This is a genomic window from Arthrobacter sp. 01T419, from assembly GCF_056398865.1.
The window spans coordinates 1-15,625 of record NZ_JBFTQF010000014.1 but is presented as its reverse complement, the minus strand read 5'-3'; the positions used below and the strand labels follow the sequence as shown (position 1 = coordinate 15,625).

The window sequence follows — 15,625 nt, the reverse complement described above, 5'->3', positions numbered from 1 at the left end:
ACCTGAAATCAAAGGAGAATCAACCATGATCCGCATCGGCATAGACGTCGGCGGCACCAATACCGACGCCGTCCTCATGAATGGCAGCAGCGTCCTGGCTGCCACCAAGACCCACACCACCGAGGACGTCACCAGCGGAATCGTCAGCGCCCTAAGGCAGCTCCGCGAAGCTGCCAGCTTCGAACCCGGCGACGTAGCCGCCGTCATGATCGGCACGACGCACTTCATCAATGCGCTCGTGGAGGGCAAGAGCCTGACCCCAACGGCAGCCATCCGCTTCGGACTTCCGGCCACCCGGGCACTGCCGCCAATGGTGGACTGGCCAAGCCGCCTGGTGGACGTCCTCGGCGGACACAGCTACCTCTGCCACGGCGGACACGAGTATGACGGCCGCCAGATCAGCCCCTTCGACGAGCGCGAGTTCAGGGAAGTCCTGGACAAGGTTGCGGACGCCGGTGCCCGCTCCATTGCGCTGTCCTCGGTGTTCTCCCCCATCAATGCCGAGTTCGAGCTGCGGGCAGCACAGATCGTGGAGAGCGAGTATCCGGAATTGTCCGTCAGCCTCTCCCACGAGATCGGAAGGATGGGCCTGCTCGGCCGCGAAAACGCCACCATCATCAATGCTGCGCTGCGCGACCTCGCCGACCACGTGACGTCAGGCCTCAGCCGCACCGTAGCCGACGCAGGTATTAGCGCGCCGGTGTACCTCAGCCAGAACGATGGCACCCTGATGGACATCGACTACGCCCGGAGGTACCCAGTGGCCACGTTCGCGTCGGGCCCCACCAACTCGATGCGCGGGGCGGCGTTCCTTTCCGGGGAGCAAGATTGCGCGGTGGTCGACGTCGGCGGCACCACTACCGACGTCGGAATCCTCCAGTCCGGCTTCCCGCGCGAGGCGTCTACCGACGTCGCTGTCGCAGGGGTCCAGACGAACTTCCGCATGCCCGATGTGCTGTCCATTGGAATCGGCGGCGGCAGTTTGGTCCGCTCGCTCGACGGGAGGGTCGAGGTGGGTCCGGGCAGTGTCGGCTACGCGTTGACCGAACGTGCCCTGCTCTTCGGCGGAGACACCCTGACGGCTACCGATATTGCCGCGGCGGCTGGCCTGATTCAGCTCGGCGAGCAGGACCGGGTGGCTGGACTGGACCCCGCAATGGTGCGGGCCGCCCTGGAAAGCATCGCTACGCGGACGGCCGAAACCGTGGACCGAATGAGGACCTCGGCCGAACCTGTGCCCGTGGTGGTCGTCGGCGGCGGCGGATTCTTGGTCCCGGACAACCTCGCCGGCGCCTCGGCAGTGCTACGGCCCGAGCACGGTTCGGTCGCCAATGCCATTGGTGCGGCGATCGCGCAGGTGGGTGGCGAAGTAGACCGGGTCTTCTCCGTGGATCCCGGAAGTCGCGATTCAGTGCTCGACGCCGCGCGGCAGGAAGCCACCGACCGTGCCATCGCGGCCGGAGCACGCCCCGATTCGGTCTCGATCGTGGACATCGAAGAAGTTCCCTTGGCGTATTTGCCCGGCAACGCCACACGTATCCGGGTCAAAGCAGTCGGCAACCTGGCTCTTGGAGGCAACAATGCGTGAAATTGACGAAACCCAGATGTCGGACATCGCCCGCGGTGCCGCGGTGCTGGGCACGGGAGGCGGCGGCGATCCCTACGTCGGCCGCCTCCTGGCCGAGCAGGCACTGCGCCGGCACGGTCCAGTGACCCTGCTCGACGTCGACGAGTTGCCAGACGACGCCGTCGTCGTCCCGGTTGCGCTCATGGGCGCCCCCACGGTAATGCTCGAGAAGATGCCGGCGGGCGACGAAGCCACCAACGCCCTCCGCGCCGTCGAGCAATTGATCGGCAAGCGCGTCACGCACACGGTCTCGATCGAGGCCGGCGGCCTGAACTCGGTGACTCCCTTCATTGCCGCGGCAGAACTGGGATTACCCTTGGTTGACGCCGACGCTATGGGCCGTGCCTTCCCCGAGCTTCAAATGGTCCTGCCCACGCTGAGCGGAGTTCACGCGAGTCCCATGACCATGGCGGACGAGCGCGGTAATGCCATCACACTACAGACCGTGGACAATGCCTGGGCCGAACGCTTGGCCCGCGCTGTCACCGTGGAGATGGGTTGCACGGCCGCGGTCAGCCTGTACGTCTTGACCGGCAAGCAAATCAAGGAGCTCATGGTTCCTGGAACCATCACCTTGTGCGAACGGCTGGGAACCGGCATCCGCGAAGCCCGCGAACAACACCGGGATCCGGTAGCCGTAGCGACGGAACTGCTGCGCGGCCGGAAGCTGTTCACTGGCAAGATCGTGGACATCCAGCGCAAGACGGAGGCCGGCTTCGCACGCGGCGAGGCACACTTGGATGGCGTTGGCGAGGACCTTGGCTCACACTTCGAACTCGCCTTCCAGAACGAACACCTCGTGGCGCGGCGCGACGGCGAAGTGGTAGCGAGCGTCCCGGATCTCATCTGCGTCCTGGACACGGATTCCGGCGAGCCAGTCACCACGGAGATGCTCCGCTATGGCGTCCGGGTCACAGTCCTCGCTGCCCCTTGCGATCCGCGCTGGCGCACCGATGCAGCGCTCGAACTGGTAGGACCGGGTTACTTCGGCTACGACCATCAGTACGTGCCAATCGGCTGAATCGCCATGCCACAATGATCAACATGAGGACCCATCCCGTGCCACCACAGCTGTGACACCAGGATCGCCGATGGAGCGTTATCTGGGCGTGGACGATGTGTCCGCTTTGGCCTCAGGCGCTGGGCTGCTGGGTTCCGGGGGCGGCGGGGACGTCGCCGTCGGGGCCCGGCTTTTGCGTCATGCGCTCCAGGACGGAGGGCGTGCCCGTTTGGTAGCAGCGGAAGGCTTGCCGCCGGAAACCGTCGTGGTCCACGTCGGGCTTGCCGGAGCACCGGATGTCGTCGCCGAGCGGCCGCCCGGTGGAGAAGACTTCGCCAATGCCGTCACGGCACTAGCAGGTGCGCTGCGCCAACGCGTTGGAGCCATCGGCGTGATCGAAATCGGCGGTTTGAACGCACTCATCCCCTTGGTTGCCGCGCAAGTGCTTGGCCTTCCTGTGGTGGACGGCGATCTCATGGGCAGGGCCTTCCCTCGCATCAGCCAGACAACGCTCGCCGCCGCAGGCCATCCGGCGACGCCCATGGCGGTGGTCGGGCCTGCGGCAGATTCCGTCATTATCGAATCCGCATCCGTCGATGCCGCCGATCGGATCATGCGCGCGAACGTCGCCGCCCTCGGAGGCGCCGCAGCGGTGGCCCTCTACCCGTGCCGCGCGGACACCTTGGCGGCACTTGGCCTGCCGGGTTCGGTCAGCGGCTGCCTTGCGCTCGGACAGGCCTTGGCCGACTCCGCGGGGCGCAGCGTTTCGGACCTCGCTGCCAGGCTGGGCGGCGAGCTGTTATGCGAAGGCAGGGTGGATGAGATCCGGCCCCGGCGCGGCGATATCCCTGGGAGCCTCACGGTCATGGACCGTTCAGCGGGGCATATCCTCAGGCTGGACATGCTCGACGAATACTTGAACGTAGCCGTCGACGGCGTCTCCCGTGCGTCCGCGCCGGATGTCTTGGCGGTGTTGGACCCGTTGACCTTTGTGCCCGTCCCGCCGGACAGGCTCCGCTCGGGACAATCCATCGCGTTGCTTCGTCTCCCGCTCATGCCGGGCTGGCCGGACGGGGCTGAAGAGCTGATCGGACTCGCCGCTTTCGGGATCGACGCGGGCCGGCCGGAGGCCACCCGGTGACCGCTAATTTCACCCCAGTCAGTGTCCGGGAACTCCTCACCGAAACAGTGCTCGCCGGGGCCGGCGTCGTCGCCGGACGGGAGGGTCTCGGCCGCGAGGTCCGGGACTTGAGCTGGTACACAGGGGAGCTCCCGACGACGGCGAACGGTCACCTTGTGGTGTGCGCCGCAGAAGCGGTGACACCGTCCTATCGTCTGGAAGCCCTCGTCCGGCGGGCGGAATCGGCCGGTGTTGCAGCGCTGCTGATCACCGCCGAAGAGCAGCCACCCTTGCTCTCCACCCTGCGGTTGGCCGACCGTCTCGCCATTCCCGTGCTGTCCATTGTGGGGGCCGACCTCGTGGACCTGCTCCATCGTCTCACCATCCGGGTCCGTGCACCCGAAGTGCAGCGGGCAAGGCTCATCGAGGACGTGGTCCGTCGGCTTAGCACCAAGACCACGGCGGAAGACATTCTGGCCGCACTGAGCTTGGCATTATCCCAAGCGGTCTGGCTGCTGTCCTCGGACGGGAGCGCGATCCACGGTGAGCCTCTCAGCTTGCCTTCGACACTCAGGCTGGACCTCACCGTTCCACAGCACAGCGACCCCTCACCTTCCGGACAAATCCTGGTCCATCCGGTGACAGAGCCAGGGTCAACGCAGGCCGCCGCGTGGCTCGCTTCCCAGACGGCCGGCAGCGGCGAGCACCAGCGCATCGCAACGGCTTCTGCCTTGGCAGTTGCCGAACCCTACGTCCGGGCGTGGCTCACCAGTCAGCGCGCGGCAGCCGAGAGGGATTCGGTCTTCCATGGACGCCTTCTCGCGGACCTCATCGCGGGGCAGGGTGTGGCGAGCCAAGATGTCGTGGAACGTGCGTTGTCCGCGGGCTGGCGCCTCCAGGACTGGCACGTCGGAATCCACCTGCTCCGGACTGCCCGGCTTGGGGATCCCTTGCAGGATGATCCCGTGACCTCCATGCGGAAACTGCGGAGCGCCCTGGAGGCCCAAAAGCTTGTTGGACCAGTAGTGGACCGTGGTGATGGCTGGACCGTTTGGATCAGCAGCGCTACCGAACCGCCGTCGTCGGATGGCCGCCGGGTTCTGCGCTCGGTGCGCCTTGTGCTGGCCCAACTGCCCGCCCACTGGGAGGTGGTGGCCGGAGTGGGACGTGTCCACCATGGCCCCGGTGGGTTGGCCAGCACCCTCTTGGAAGCGCGCGATGCGGCAACGCTGGCAAGGACGCACGACTACCGTCCTGCGGCCGAACACATTGATGAGCTGGGCGTCGCGAGACTCTTGGCTGCGTGGCAGGATTCCGAGATCCTGCGGGCGTTCGCCGAGACTGCGCTGGCACCCCTCAAAGGCGTCGACGGCGGGCAGCTTCTCCGCACGCTGCAGGTCTACCTTGAGGCTGGAGGCTCGGTCTCCACTACTGGCATCGTCCTAGGCTTGCACCGCAATACCGTCACGGCACGCCTGCACCGACTCCGCGAGCGCTTGGGCGTGGACCTCGATGATCCCAACCAGCGGCTGGCGCTTCAATTGGCCTGCCGCACCATCGAGACTGAGCACGGCTAAGCCCTGCCCGGGAAGATCCAAGTCCGTCCGGGCACTCGGCACAATGATCCTGGGTTCGCAGTGCGCTCTGCCCGTTCTGGGCTTTGGATGATGCACCTAGTGTTGCCAGCACATGTACCCCTTACGGAAGGATCTGTCATGCATCTTCGAGTCATAGTCCCCGTGATCAGCGAGAGCTTTGCCGAGCCGGTCGCCGCTGAGATCGCCGCCTGGGTCGCCCCGGGAACCACCTTCGACGTGGTCGCCGTGGCGCGCGGAACGGCAAGCATCGAGTCCGAGTACGACGAAGCCCTCGCGGCACCGGGCATCCTTGACCGGATCGATGAGGCGAGCAGCGACGGCGTTGATGCCGTGTTCGTCACGTGCTTCGGCGATCCGGGCGTGCACGCGGCGCGGGAGATCGCGGACTACCCGGTGGTTGGCGGCTTCGAACCGGCGGTCTTGCACGCCTTGAGCCTGGGCGAAAAGATTGGCATCGTCACGGTGCTGCCCAACGTTCTGCCGATGCTCCGCAGCCTCACCCGGCGGTATGGCTTGAGCGAGCGGATCGGCTGCATCCGCGTGGTGGACTTGCCTGTGCTCGGCTTGGAGGACCACGAACTGCTTCTGGACCGCCTCTACGTCCAGGCGTCGGAGGCTGTCGCCAAGGGCGAGGCCGATGTCATCGTGCTCGGGTGCACCGGAATGCTCGGGGTGGCTGCAGCACTACAGCGGCGGCTCGAAGAGAGCGGCACGTACGTACCGGTGGTGGATCCCACCGGTGCCGCTGTCACTTGGCTCGAAAGCAGCGCAAGGCTGGGCGTACGGCCAAGCCGCACCACGTACATGCGTCCGCCGGTGAAGACCCGCAGCGTCTGACTCGGTGGCCGAGTCCCGTGGTGAACAGTCCTGTGGTGAACCTAGTCCTGTGGTGAACCTAGTCCCGTGCGGCCGAAAGTGCCGCGCGGGTGGCCGCGAGTTTGGCTTCGGCGCCGGCCCGCAGGAAGGCGAGGTCGGAGTCGACAGCCAACAAATCGGCGTCGTGCAACGCACGGCTCAACTCCGGGGAGCCGCTGAACGCACCCGTCAGCTTCCCATGATTCCGGGCCACGGCCAGAACGCGGCCGATCGCGTCGATGGTCTTCGGATCCGTGACGCCATGGGCGCCCAGGGACAGGGCCAAATCGTAGGGGCCGAGGAAGATCCCGTCGATCCCATCGGTCTGCGCGATTGCTTCGGCATTGGTCAGCCCGGCGGCGCTCTCGATCATGGCCAGGCATAACACCCTCCCTTCAGGCTGGAGCAGGGAAGGCGCCGCGATGGCAGATCGTGAAGCCCCGGAACTGCGGACACCCTCCGGCGGAAAGGTGCAGGCGGCGGCGATCGCCGCGGCCTGTGCCGCAGACTCGACCATGGGGACTACGACGCCGGCCGCTCCGGCGTCGAGCGCATGGCCGATCTCCGCCGCGCTGTGCCCAGACGTTCGCACCAAAGCAGGCGTTCGGTTGAGTTCGCAAGCGCGAAGCAACCCGGGGAGTCCCTCCAAGGCGGCGGTGCCGTGTTGCAAGTCGATGCCGATCCAGTCGAATCCGCTGCCGGACAAGGCTTCTATGCCGTGCGCGTCCAGAAAAGTGACCCAAGCGCCAAGGCGGTTCGTCAGTTGACTGAGCATATGGGTCGACGTCATGGTTTCTCCTGGTGAGGTTCCGGGGCAGGGCAGTTGAAGGGTCGGGTCAACCGAGGCAAATCTACGGCGGGAGCGCACCAGGCACGTTGGGCAGACTGCCCTTTCTGAGCCCGGAAACTAGGCGTTCCGCCCTTCGACGCCCGAACGACAAACCCATAGCCTAGCCCGATGACGCTCGACATTCATCTCCTTCGGAAGCAGTACCCCGCCCCCCCCGACGGAACCGCCTACTTGGACGGCGCTGGAGGCACACAGCTTCCGGATTCCGTGATCGACGCAGTGTCGGACGCCTACCGCAGCGGACTCGGCAACGCCCATGGAGAATTTCCCGCCAGCCGGCGTGCGGACAAGCTGGCGGCCGAGGCGCGGCTCGCCGTGGCGAACCTGGTGGGCGGCCAGCCCGACGGCGTCATCCTGGCTCCCAATATGACCACCTTGACGTACCGGCTTGCCGGCGCAATCGCAAAACAGTGGAGCCCCGGAGACGAGATCGTATTGTCCCAGCTGGATCACGATGCCAATGTCCGCCCCTGGGTGCAGTTCGCCGAAAGGCATGGCGTTCGCGTCAGGTGGGCAATCGTGGATACGTCCACGGGCGAACTCCCGGTGGACCAGTTCGTAGGGCTGGTCAACGAGCGCACCCGATTGCTCGCGGTCACCGCAGCGTCGAACGTTCTGGGAACCCGGCCGGGTGTCCGCGCCATCACCGATATCGCCCATCGTCACGGCGCCTTGACCTACGTAGACGGAGTCGCCGCCGCGCCGCACGTACCCATCGATATGGCCGCATTGGGCGCAGATTTCTTCGCTACCTCGGCGTATAAGTGGTCCGGCCCGCACATCGGCACGGTGGTAGCCGATCCGGCCCTGCTCGAGTCGCTTCAGCCCGACAAGCTCGCCGCATCATCCAACTCAGTGCCCGAGAGATTCGAAACCGGAACGCTGGCTTTTGCGGACCTCGCAGGCGTCACCGCCGCCGTCGAGCACGTTGCGGGACTCAGCGGCAACCCGGGCCAATCCCGCAGGGAGCGGGTGCTGAACTCAATGGCGGCCGTCCAGGCACATGAGGAAGCTGAGTTCGCCGTGCTCCTTGACGCGCTGGCGGCCATGCCGCACGTGCGTTTGTTCGGCAGACCGGCGTCGCGCACGCCGGTGGCGTACTTTCGAGTTGCCGGCCGCACTCCGCAACAGGTGGCGGCGCGTCTTGCGGCCCGTGGGGTGAACGTGTGGCATGGACACGCCTACGCATGGGAGCTCACCCAGGCTTTGGGCGTCAGGCACGACGGCGGTGCTGTGCGGGCAAGCCTGGCGCCGTATAACGACGCGGACGACGTCGCCCGGCTGCTCCGCGGGGTTGAGGAACTGGCACCCTAGGTCGTGCAGGCTTGGACCTAAGCGTGCCGTTCTTGCCTCCGTGACGCCCTTAGGAAAACTCTTTGAGTGCCTCCATCAGGAGCCTCCCCGGGGCGCCAAGGCGTACATGGACTCCGTTCGAAGCCACAAGTTCACCGGCAATGACGACGGCGGTAACGTCACTCGCCGTCGCGCTGAACGCGAACTGCTGTGGCATGGAACCGGCGGTCCGCACCGAGTCCGGAGCCACAGCCATGAGGTCGCAGACTGCGCCTGCCTCGAGTGCCGACGCTATGGGAGTGCCCATCGAAGCTGCCGCCCCGACCGTGGCGGCGCGAAGCAGTTCCTGCGGTGAAAACCTGCCCCGCTGACCGGAACCGAGGCGCTCTCCGTGCTCCAGAGTGCGCATTTCAACCCAAGGATCGATCACGGCGTGCTGGTCCGTGCCGAGCGCGATGATCGCCCCGGCGTCGGACAATGCGCGGGCCGGCCCGATCCCGTCGGCGAGATCGGCCTCGGTGCTCGGACACATCACCACAGTGGCTCCAGCGTCCCCGAGCAACTGGACGTCCTCCGGTGCCAGGTGGGTCGCATGGACGGCGGAGAGCTGCGCGGACAACAAGCCATGCCGGGCAAGAAGTCCTGCCGGGGTGACGCCGTAGGCCTGCAGGCAGGCCTCGTTCTCAGCCGGTTGTTCGCTCAGGTGGATGTGGAGCGGGATGTCGTCGGGCAGGTGCGCCGCCACGGTTTTAAGGGCTTCTTCGGGCACCCCACGGACGGAATGCAGGGCGGCTCCCACGCTGACCATGTCCAGCGGGAAGGTCCGCGCTACCTCGACTCGCAGGGAGGCAAGCCGGTCCAACCATGCCTGGGCGTCGGCGTCGCCGAACCGTGTCTGTTCGGGGCTGAGCGGTGTTCCGATGCCTCCCGCGAGATAAAGGGTGTCCAGCAAAGTGAGGCGGATCCCGGCTGCGACGGCTGCCCTTGCCAACGCCAATTCCATCGCGTGCGGCTCGGCGTATGGTGTTCCTTCAGGCTGGTGGTGGACGTAGTGGAACTCCGCCACGCTGCTGAAGCCCGAGACCACCATTTCGGTGAAGACTGCCGTTGCGAGCTTTTCGTATTTCTCGGGTGTCAGTTCCGCGGCGCTCCGGTACATCTGCTCCCGCCATACCCAGAAGTCACCGCGGCCATCGTGCGTCCGTCCGCGCAGGATCCGGTGGAATGCGTGCGAGTGGGCGTTGGCCGCCGCCGGGAAAACGACGCCATTCAGTACCTGGTCACCGGGCTCGGGCTGGACCCCGGTGGCGATCCTGAAAATGCGGCCGTTTTCCACCTCCAGCCGGACGCCGGCGGCCGCCGTCGAACCGCCGGCGTCAGCACCGCCCGCGCCAGAACCGCCGTCGACGCTTACCAAGGCCGTCTCGCACCAGAATGCACTCACAGGAGTCCCTCCAAAACGTCGGCAAGGGCAACGGCGCCGGCGGAAGCGTCCTCGTCGGCCACGTATTCTTCAGGAGAGTGCGAGATTCCGCTGGGGTTGCGGACGAAGACCATCGCCGAGGGGACATGTCCAGCCAGCACACCGGCGTCGTGCCCTGCACCGGTAGCCAGAACTGGGGCCCCGGGCAGGAGGTCGCTGATGCGTCGGCTCAAGCCGGGATCGAAGTGCACCGTGTCGCTGTAGGACTCCTCGGTGAGGGTGACGGTGCATCCTTCGCTCGCCGCGATTTCCCGGGCTGCGGAGTAGATCGATTCGATCAGTTGTGCCGTGACGGCGTCGTCGGGATGGCGGGCGTCAAGCCACAGATCGACGCGCGACGCAATCACGTTGGTGCCGCCGGGAACCGGCGTCAGGCGGCCCACGGTGGCCCGGGCGTCCGGCTGCTTGGCCGCGGTGTCGCGGACGGCAACGACGATCTGCGCGGCCGCGACCATCGGATCGGCACGGTCGGCCATGAGCGTCGTGCCGGCGTGGTTGCCCTGGCCGCTGACGCTCAGCTTCCAGCGGCCGTGGCCCAGAATGGAGCTTCCGACGGCGATGGCCGGCCCGCTCTGGCCCAGCCCCTTGCCCTGTTCCACATGGAGTTCAACGAAGTCGCCGATTCGCGCAAGCGCCTCCTGATCGGATCCGACGTGCCGTGGATCCAGGCCGTGGCCCCGGGCGACGTCGGCAAAAGTGTTGCCGTCGACGTCGCGCAGGTTCAGCGCCTTGTCGACGTCGATGGCGCCGGTCAGGAGCCGCGACCCCAAGCAGGCCACGCCAAAGCGGGATCCTTCCTCTTCCGGGAAGACTGTGACGGCCAGCGAACGCTTGGGGGCCGTGCCGCGGGACTTGAGGAGGTCGACGGCGGCCAGCGCGGAAGCGACGCCGAGCGGCCCGTCAAACGCCCCTCCGCCAGGGACGGAGTCGAGGTGGCTGCCGGTGACAAGCGCACCGTCCTGGGGCTTTCCCCACCAAGCCCAGATGATGCCATTGCGGTCGGTCTCGACGTCGAGGCCGCGCTGCTGGGCTTGTTCGATGAACCACTGCCTGAGGTCGAGCTCGGGCGTCGAGTAGACGGCCCTGGAGTATCCTCCGCGCACCGCATCGCGGCCCACGTCCTTGATTGAGTCAAGGAGCTGATTGACGGTTTCCACGTGTTCCTCCGATTAATGAAGACTGCCACCAAGTAAAAACCAGATTCCACTCCTTGACAAGACCCTGAGCGTAGAGCCATCACAATTAACAGGCTGGAAACACCGCCGATACGCCTTGACGTCACAGGGTGTCTCAAATCCCGGAATCTCAGGTAATTTCCCGAAATCTCTTGCCATTCGATGAAAGTTGATTTTTACTTAGTGGCAAGACATGGTGATCCAGACCACTTGAAAGCAGGCCAAGCAGTGGCAGCAGATTCCTCTACACGGACGGTCGAAAGGGCCTTGGCCCTCCTGAGCGCGGTCTGCACGGATGGCTCCATCAGCCTGAGCGACGCAGCACGCGTTGTTGACTTGTCGGCCAGCACCGCACTCCGCCTCCTCCGCACCTTGGAAGGCAGCGGATTCGTGAAGCGGGATCCGGGCGGAAACTTCCGTCCTGGTGCCAGCGTGATCCAGTTGGGAGCCCTCGCGTTGGGACAGGAGCCTCTCGTATCGCTCTGCACGCCACACATGAAGCGGCTTGTGGCTGAAACGGGCGAGTCCTGCTATTTGAGTATTCCCGGTCCTGGGGAAACCGGAATCTACATTGCCATCGTCGAAGGTACCCGCTCCGTCCGGCACACCAGCTGGGTCGGCAGGAGCATTCCGCTGGAAGGGTCCGCCGCTGGCAAGGTCCTCACCGGCGGGCAGAACGGCCGCGGCTACGCCATCGTGCGGAGCGGCGTGGAAGACGACATCACGGCCGTCGCCGCACCCATTGTGATCGGCGGACGCACCGTGGCAGCCCTCAGCATCGTCGCGCCCAGCTACCGCTTGGACGAGGCGAAGGCCCAGACATTTGGCGAGGAACTGGCGAGGGTGGCGGACAACATCCTCGTGGAACCCTCCGGAGACCATGAAGTGCCCCAGGAAAGCATGGAAAAGAAATGATCAAGTTTGAAAATGTCACCAAGGCGTACCCGGATGGGACGGTCGCCGTCGACGGCCTGAACCTCGAGGCACCCACCGGCAAGCTGACCATCTTGGTTGGCCCATCCGGCTGTGGCAAGACTACTTCGCTGAGGATGATCAACCGCCTCATCGAACCCACCAGCGGTACCATCTACCTCGATGACGAGCCGACGTCCGGCATGGACGCAGCGCTGCTGCGCCGCCGCATCGGCTACGTCATCCAGCATGCAGGCCTGTTTCCGCACCGCACCATCGTGGACAATGTGGCCACCATGCCCGTGCTGCTTGGCGAGAGCCGGCAAAAGGCGCGCATGAAGGCCCTCGAACTCATGGAGCGCGTCGGCCTCCCGGCGAGTTTCGCGAAGCGCTACCCGTGGCAGTTGTCCGGCGGACAGCAGCAGCGCGTTGGCGTGGCCCGCGCGCTGGCTTCGGATCCAGCTTTCATGCTCATGGACGAACCCTTCAGCGCCGTCGACCCCRTGGTCCGGGCGCAACTCCAGGAGGAGTTCCTCCGGCTGCAGCGCGAGATCGGCAAGACCATCATCATGGTCACCCACGACATCGACGAAGCCCTCAAGCTCGGCGACCAGGTTGCCGTCATGCGCGTCGGTGGCAAGCTCGCCCAAATGGCAACGCCGTCGGAGCTGCTGACGTCCCCTGCTGACGAATTCGTGGCCGACTTCGTGGGGCGTGACCGCGGTTACCGTTCGCTCGGTTTCACCAATGCGGCCGGCACGGTAGCAGTTGCCGAAGAAGCCGTGGTCACCCTTGGTGCCTCCGCCGCCGAGGCGCAAAGCAAGGCCACAGGAGCCTGGGTGCTGGTGGTCGACCCTCTGCGGAGGCCGCTCGGCTGGGCGCAAGCCGATCTCATCAAGGGCGAACTCAAGAGGGAGCACCTGAACCTCAGCGGCACCTCCGCATCGTCCTCCGGGACCATGCGCCAATTGCTCGACGCCGCACTCTCCTCACCCAGCCGGCGCGGCGTCGTCGTCAACGAACACGGCGAGCTCATCGGCACGGTGACTGCCACCGACGTCGTCAAGGCGATCGAGGCGGAACCACACTTGGAGACGGCGCGATGAACTTTGAATGGCTGGGCCGCCAATCCGACAACATCGTCTTCCTCCTCGGCTGGCACGTACTGCTCGCCGTCACTCCCCTCATCCTGGGCCTGTTGATCGCGCTGCCCCTTGGCTGGTGGGCACACCGCAGCCGCCGGATCTACCCCCTTTTGGTGGGCATCGCGGGCCTCCTTTACACGGTCCCTTCCCTCGCGTTGTTCGTCCTGTTGCCGCTGGTCCTTGGCACCAAGATCCTGGACCCGCTCAACATCGTTGCCGCCCTGACCATTTACAGCGTGGCCCTGCTGGTACGCGTGGTGGCTGACGCCTTGGATTCCGTACCGGAAGACACAGTCCAAGCCGCGAAGGCCATGGGCTACCGCGGATACCAAAGCCTGGTGAAAGTGGAGCTTCCCGTCGGCGTCCCCGTCATCAGCGCAGGCCTGCGCGTCGCGGCGGTCTCCAACGTGAGCCTCGTTTCCGTGGCAGCGTTGCTGGGTATCCCGCAGCTCGGCTCGCTCTTCACCCAGGGCTTCCAGTTGCGGTTCTTCACCCCGATCATCGCCGGCATCATCCTCTGCGTGGTTCTGGCCATGATCCTTGACGGACTGATCATCCTCCTCAACCGGTGGCTGACACCGTGGACCCCCAAGGTGGTGGCATCATGATCAACTACTTGTTCAATCCCGCGCACTGGAGCGGCGCCGACGGTATCCCCACCCTGATCGGGGAGCACCTGCTCTACTCCCTCATCGCACTGGCCGTCGCGGCCATCATCGCAGTTCCGCTCGGCATCTACATCGGCGTCACCGGCAAGGGCGTCTTCATGATCGCCGGCCTGGCCAACGCCCTCCGCGCCCTCCCCAGTGTTGGCCTGCTGATCCTGTTGGTCCTCCTGATCTCGCCAGCCTTCCCGTCCAAGATGGGCTACATCCTGCCGAGCCTCATCGTCCTGGTGCTGCTCGCGGTCCCGCCCATCCTGACCAACACCTACGCCGGTGTCCGCGCTGTGGATGCCGCCGCCGTCGATGCCGCCAAGGGCATGGGCTTCCGCACCATGAAGATCCTCACGGACATCCAACTCCCTTGCTCGCTTCCGCTCATGCTGTCCGGTGTCCGGAGCGCACTGCTGCAGATCATCTCGACGGCGACCATCGCAGCGTACATTTCGCTCGGCGGCCTCGGACGGCTGCTGATCGACGGCAAAGCCCAGAACGACTACAGCCAGATGGTTGCCGGCGCCGTGTTGGTTGCGCTGCTGGCCCTGTTCTTCGACCAATTGCTCGCCTTCATCACCCGCAGGGTCGTCTCACCCGGACTGACCCGGCGCACGGTCAAGGCGGCCGCTGTGGCCGCCCCGGACGAGACCGTGAAAACGCCCGTCACGGTGTAGGCAACTCCCCGTTCCATCGGTCGCCAGGCCCCCGCCCGGCGGCTGCAACACCATTCGACCCACCCCAACTTGGCCACCGCATGCCCTGCGACGGCCCTCCCCAGAGAGAATTGACATGAAAAAGTACCTGACCGGATTCGCCCTGGCGGCAGCCACCGCGATCGCCCTGAGCGCTTGTGGCGGCGGGGATCCCATGAGTTCCTCCAACAACTCCCAGGCCGCCGGCTCCACCGACAGCATCATTGTGGGTTCCGCGGATTTCCCGGAAAGCCAACTCATCGCGAAGATCTACGCCGAGGCCCTCAAAGCCAAGGGCGTCAAGGTCACGGAGAAGCCCAGCATCGGTAGCCGCGAAGTCACCATTCCGGCGTTGAAGGACGGTTCCATCGACCTCATGCCGGAATACGGTGGAGCCCTCCTGCAGTACCTCGACTCAGCCACCAAGGCAGTCACCCAGGATGAAGTCACCAAGGAGCTGAGCACCAAGATCCCGTCCGGACTGACCCAACTGACGGCGTCCAAGGCACAAGACAAGGACGTCCTGGCCGTCAAGAAGGAAACTGCCGACAAGTACAACCTCAAGTCCATCAGCGACCTCCAGCCCGTGGCCAAGGACCTCGTCCTCGGAGGCCCGCCGGAGTGGAAGACCCGTATCAACGGTGTCGCTGGCCTGAAGTCCGTCTACAACCTCGACTTCAAGGACTTCTCAGCGCTCGACGCCGGAGGTCCGCTCACGCTCAACGCCCTCCTTTCCGGTCAGGTACAGGTTGCCGATCTCTTCAGCACCGATCCGGCAATCGCCGCCAACAACCTGGTTGCCCTGGAAGACAACAAGAACCTGTTCCTGTCCGAAAACATCGTCCCGCTCATCAACCAGAAGAAGTCCACGGACACCGTCAAGGGCGTGCTGGACAAGGTCTCCGCCGCACTGACCACCGAAGACTTGATCCAGATGAACGGCAGGACCGCCAAGTTCGAGGACATGGGACAAATCGCCCAGGACTGGCTCAAGTCGAAGAATCTGGCCTAGTTCGAGTACGAAGCAACTAGTCCAGCAAAGACCTAAGGAGTACTAAATAATGAGTGCCGATTTCACTACCGGAGCGCGTCCGGTCAAAGCTGCCCGGGGTACGGAGCTGACCGCGAAGAGCTGGCAGACCGAGGCGCCGTTGCGCATGTTGATGAACAACCTGGACCCGGAGGTCGCGGAGCGTCCGGATGACCTGGTCGTGTA

General features: G+C 65.3%; 15 protein-coding genes. 12 read left to right on the top strand and 3 right to left on the bottom strand.

Annotated features, from left to right (window positions below):
- Positions 1–28 precede the first annotated feature (28 nt).
- The 5 genes from AC1DLO_RS17570 (at position 29) to AC1DLO_RS17550 (ending at position 6,182) form a co-directional block, all read left to right on the top strand.
- Positions 29–1,588: a hydantoinase/oxoprolinase N-terminal domain-containing protein gene (locus AC1DLO_RS17570; RefSeq protein ID WP_476891036.1), complete on the top strand. Its 1,560-nt coding sequence runs from the start codon at positions 29–31 to the stop codon at positions 1,586–1,588.
- A complete protein-coding gene (locus tag AC1DLO_RS17565) occupies positions 1,581–2,648 on the top strand; it encodes a DUF917 domain-containing protein (protein WP_476890963.1) in 1,068 nt (355 codons plus the stop codon). The genes AC1DLO_RS17570 and AC1DLO_RS17565 overlap by 8 nt, the downstream gene beginning before the upstream one ends.
- Positions 2,649–2,718: 70 nt before the next feature.
- The gene (locus AC1DLO_RS17560) at positions 2,719–3,768 is read left to right on the top strand and encodes a DUF917 domain-containing protein (protein WP_476890962.1); all 1,050 of its coding nucleotides are present in this window, start codon (positions 2,719–2,721) and stop codon (positions 3,766–3,768) included.
- On the top strand, positions 3,765–5,324 hold the full coding sequence (locus AC1DLO_RS17555) for a helix-turn-helix domain-containing protein (protein WP_476890961.1): 1,560 nt from the start codon (positions 3,765–3,767) through the stop codon (positions 5,322–5,324). The genes AC1DLO_RS17560 and AC1DLO_RS17555 overlap by 4 nt, the downstream gene beginning before the upstream one ends.
- 138 nt (positions 5,325–5,462) lie before the next feature.
- Positions 5,463–6,182 (top strand): aspartate/glutamate racemase family protein, encoded by a 720-nt coding sequence (locus AC1DLO_RS17550; protein ID WP_476890960.1) that lies wholly within the window; start codon positions 5,463–5,465, stop codon positions 6,180–6,182.
- Positions 6,183–6,240: 58 nt separating this feature from the next.
- Here the strand turns inward: AC1DLO_RS17550 and AC1DLO_RS17545 are convergent, their stop codons facing one another.
- Positions 6,241–6,990, bottom strand: coding sequence for an HpcH/HpaI aldolase family protein (locus tag AC1DLO_RS17545; protein WP_476890959.1), 750 nt, complete (start codon positions 6,988–6,990; stop codon positions 6,241–6,243).
- Between the two features lie 168 nt (positions 6,991–7,158).
- Here AC1DLO_RS17545 and AC1DLO_RS17540 point away from each other — a divergent pair, with 168 nt between their 5' ends.
- Positions 7,159–8,364 carry a cysteine desulfurase-like protein gene (locus AC1DLO_RS17540; protein WP_476890958.1) on the top strand — a complete coding sequence of 402 codons (1,206 nt, stop codon included), beginning with the start codon at positions 7,159–7,161 and terminating at the stop codon, positions 8,362–8,364.
- 49 nt (positions 8,365–8,413) lie between these two features.
- On the opposite strand, the gene AC1DLO_RS17535 is transcribed toward AC1DLO_RS17540, so the two are convergent.
- Both AC1DLO_RS17535 and AC1DLO_RS17530 read right to left on the bottom strand, forming a co-directional pair.
- Positions 8,414–9,787 (bottom strand): formimidoylglutamate deiminase, encoded by a 1,374-nt coding sequence (locus AC1DLO_RS17535; protein ID WP_476890957.1) that lies wholly within the window; start codon positions 9,785–9,787, stop codon positions 8,414–8,416.
- Complete coding sequence (locus AC1DLO_RS17530; RefSeq protein ID WP_476890956.1) at positions 9,784–10,983, bottom strand: allantoate amidohydrolase; 1,200 nt, start codon at positions 10,981–10,983, stop codon at positions 9,784–9,786. The genes AC1DLO_RS17535 and AC1DLO_RS17530 overlap by 4 nt, the downstream gene beginning before the upstream one ends.
- 201 nt (positions 10,984–11,184) lie before the next feature.
- On the opposite strand from AC1DLO_RS17530, the gene AC1DLO_RS17525 reads away from it, so the two are divergent.
- From AC1DLO_RS17525 to AC1DLO_RS17500, 6 genes are all read left to right on the top strand, one after another.
- Positions 11,185–11,916 (top strand): IclR family transcriptional regulator, encoded by a 732-nt coding sequence (locus AC1DLO_RS17525; protein WP_476890955.1) that lies wholly within the window; start codon positions 11,185–11,187, stop codon positions 11,914–11,916.
- Entirely contained in the window at positions 11,913–13,019 is a 1,107-nt protein-coding gene (locus AC1DLO_RS17520; protein WP_476914540.1) for an ABC transporter ATP-binding protein, read from the top strand. Before AC1DLO_RS17525 ends, AC1DLO_RS17520 begins: the two co-directional genes overlap by 4 nt.
- Entirely contained in the window at positions 13,016–13,666 is a 651-nt protein-coding gene (locus AC1DLO_RS17515; protein WP_476890953.1) for an ABC transporter permease, read from the top strand. The genes AC1DLO_RS17520 and AC1DLO_RS17515 overlap by 4 nt, the downstream gene beginning before the upstream one ends.
- Positions 13,663–14,391 carry an ABC transporter permease subunit gene (locus AC1DLO_RS17510; protein ID WP_184741541.1) on the top strand — a complete coding sequence of 243 codons (729 nt, stop codon included), beginning with the start codon at positions 13,663–13,665 and terminating at the stop codon, positions 14,389–14,391. Before AC1DLO_RS17515 ends, AC1DLO_RS17510 begins: the two co-directional genes overlap by 4 nt.
- Before the next feature lie 115 nt (positions 14,392–14,506).
- Entirely contained in the window at positions 14,507–15,421 is a 915-nt protein-coding gene (locus AC1DLO_RS17505) for an ABC transporter substrate-binding protein (protein ID WP_476914539.1), read from the top strand.
- A 46-nt stretch (positions 15,422–15,467) separates the two neighbouring features.
- Positions 15,468–15,625: hypothetical protein (locus AC1DLO_RS17500; protein WP_476914551.1), on the top strand; the 158-nt coding region annotated here is incomplete at its 3' end.

What these genes read in the sequence shown, in the direction of transcription:
- AC1DLO_RS17565 (WP_476890963.1), top strand. Translation starts at nt 1,581, where the DNA reads ATGCGTGAAATTGACGAAACCCAGATGTCGGACATCGCCCGCGGTGCC.
- AC1DLO_RS17560 (WP_476890962.1), top strand. Translation starts at nt 2,719, where the DNA reads ATGGAGCGTTATCTGGGCGTGGACGATGTGTCCGCTTTGGCCTCAGGC.
- AC1DLO_RS17550 (WP_476890960.1), top strand. Translation starts at nt 5,463, where the DNA reads ATGCATCTTCGAGTCATAGTCCCCGTGATCAGCGAGAGCTTTGCCGAG.
- AC1DLO_RS17545 (WP_476890959.1), bottom strand. Translation starts at nt 6,990, where the DNA reads ATGACGTCGACCCATATGCTCAGTCAACTGACGAACCGCCTTGGCGCT.
- AC1DLO_RS17540 (WP_476890958.1), top strand. Translation starts at nt 7,159, where the DNA reads ATGACGCTCGACATTCATCTCCTTCGGAAGCAGTACCCCGCCCCCCCC.
- AC1DLO_RS17515 (WP_476890953.1), top strand. Translation starts at nt 13,016, where the DNA reads ATGAACTTTGAATGGCTGGGCCGCCAATCCGACAACATCGTCTTCCTC.
- AC1DLO_RS17510 (WP_184741541.1), top strand. Translation starts at nt 13,663, where the DNA reads ATGATCAACTACTTGTTCAATCCCGCGCACTGGAGCGGCGCCGACGGT.
- AC1DLO_RS17505 (WP_476914539.1), top strand. Translation starts at nt 14,507, where the DNA reads ATGAAAAAGTACCTGACCGGATTCGCCCTGGCGGCAGCCACCGCGATC.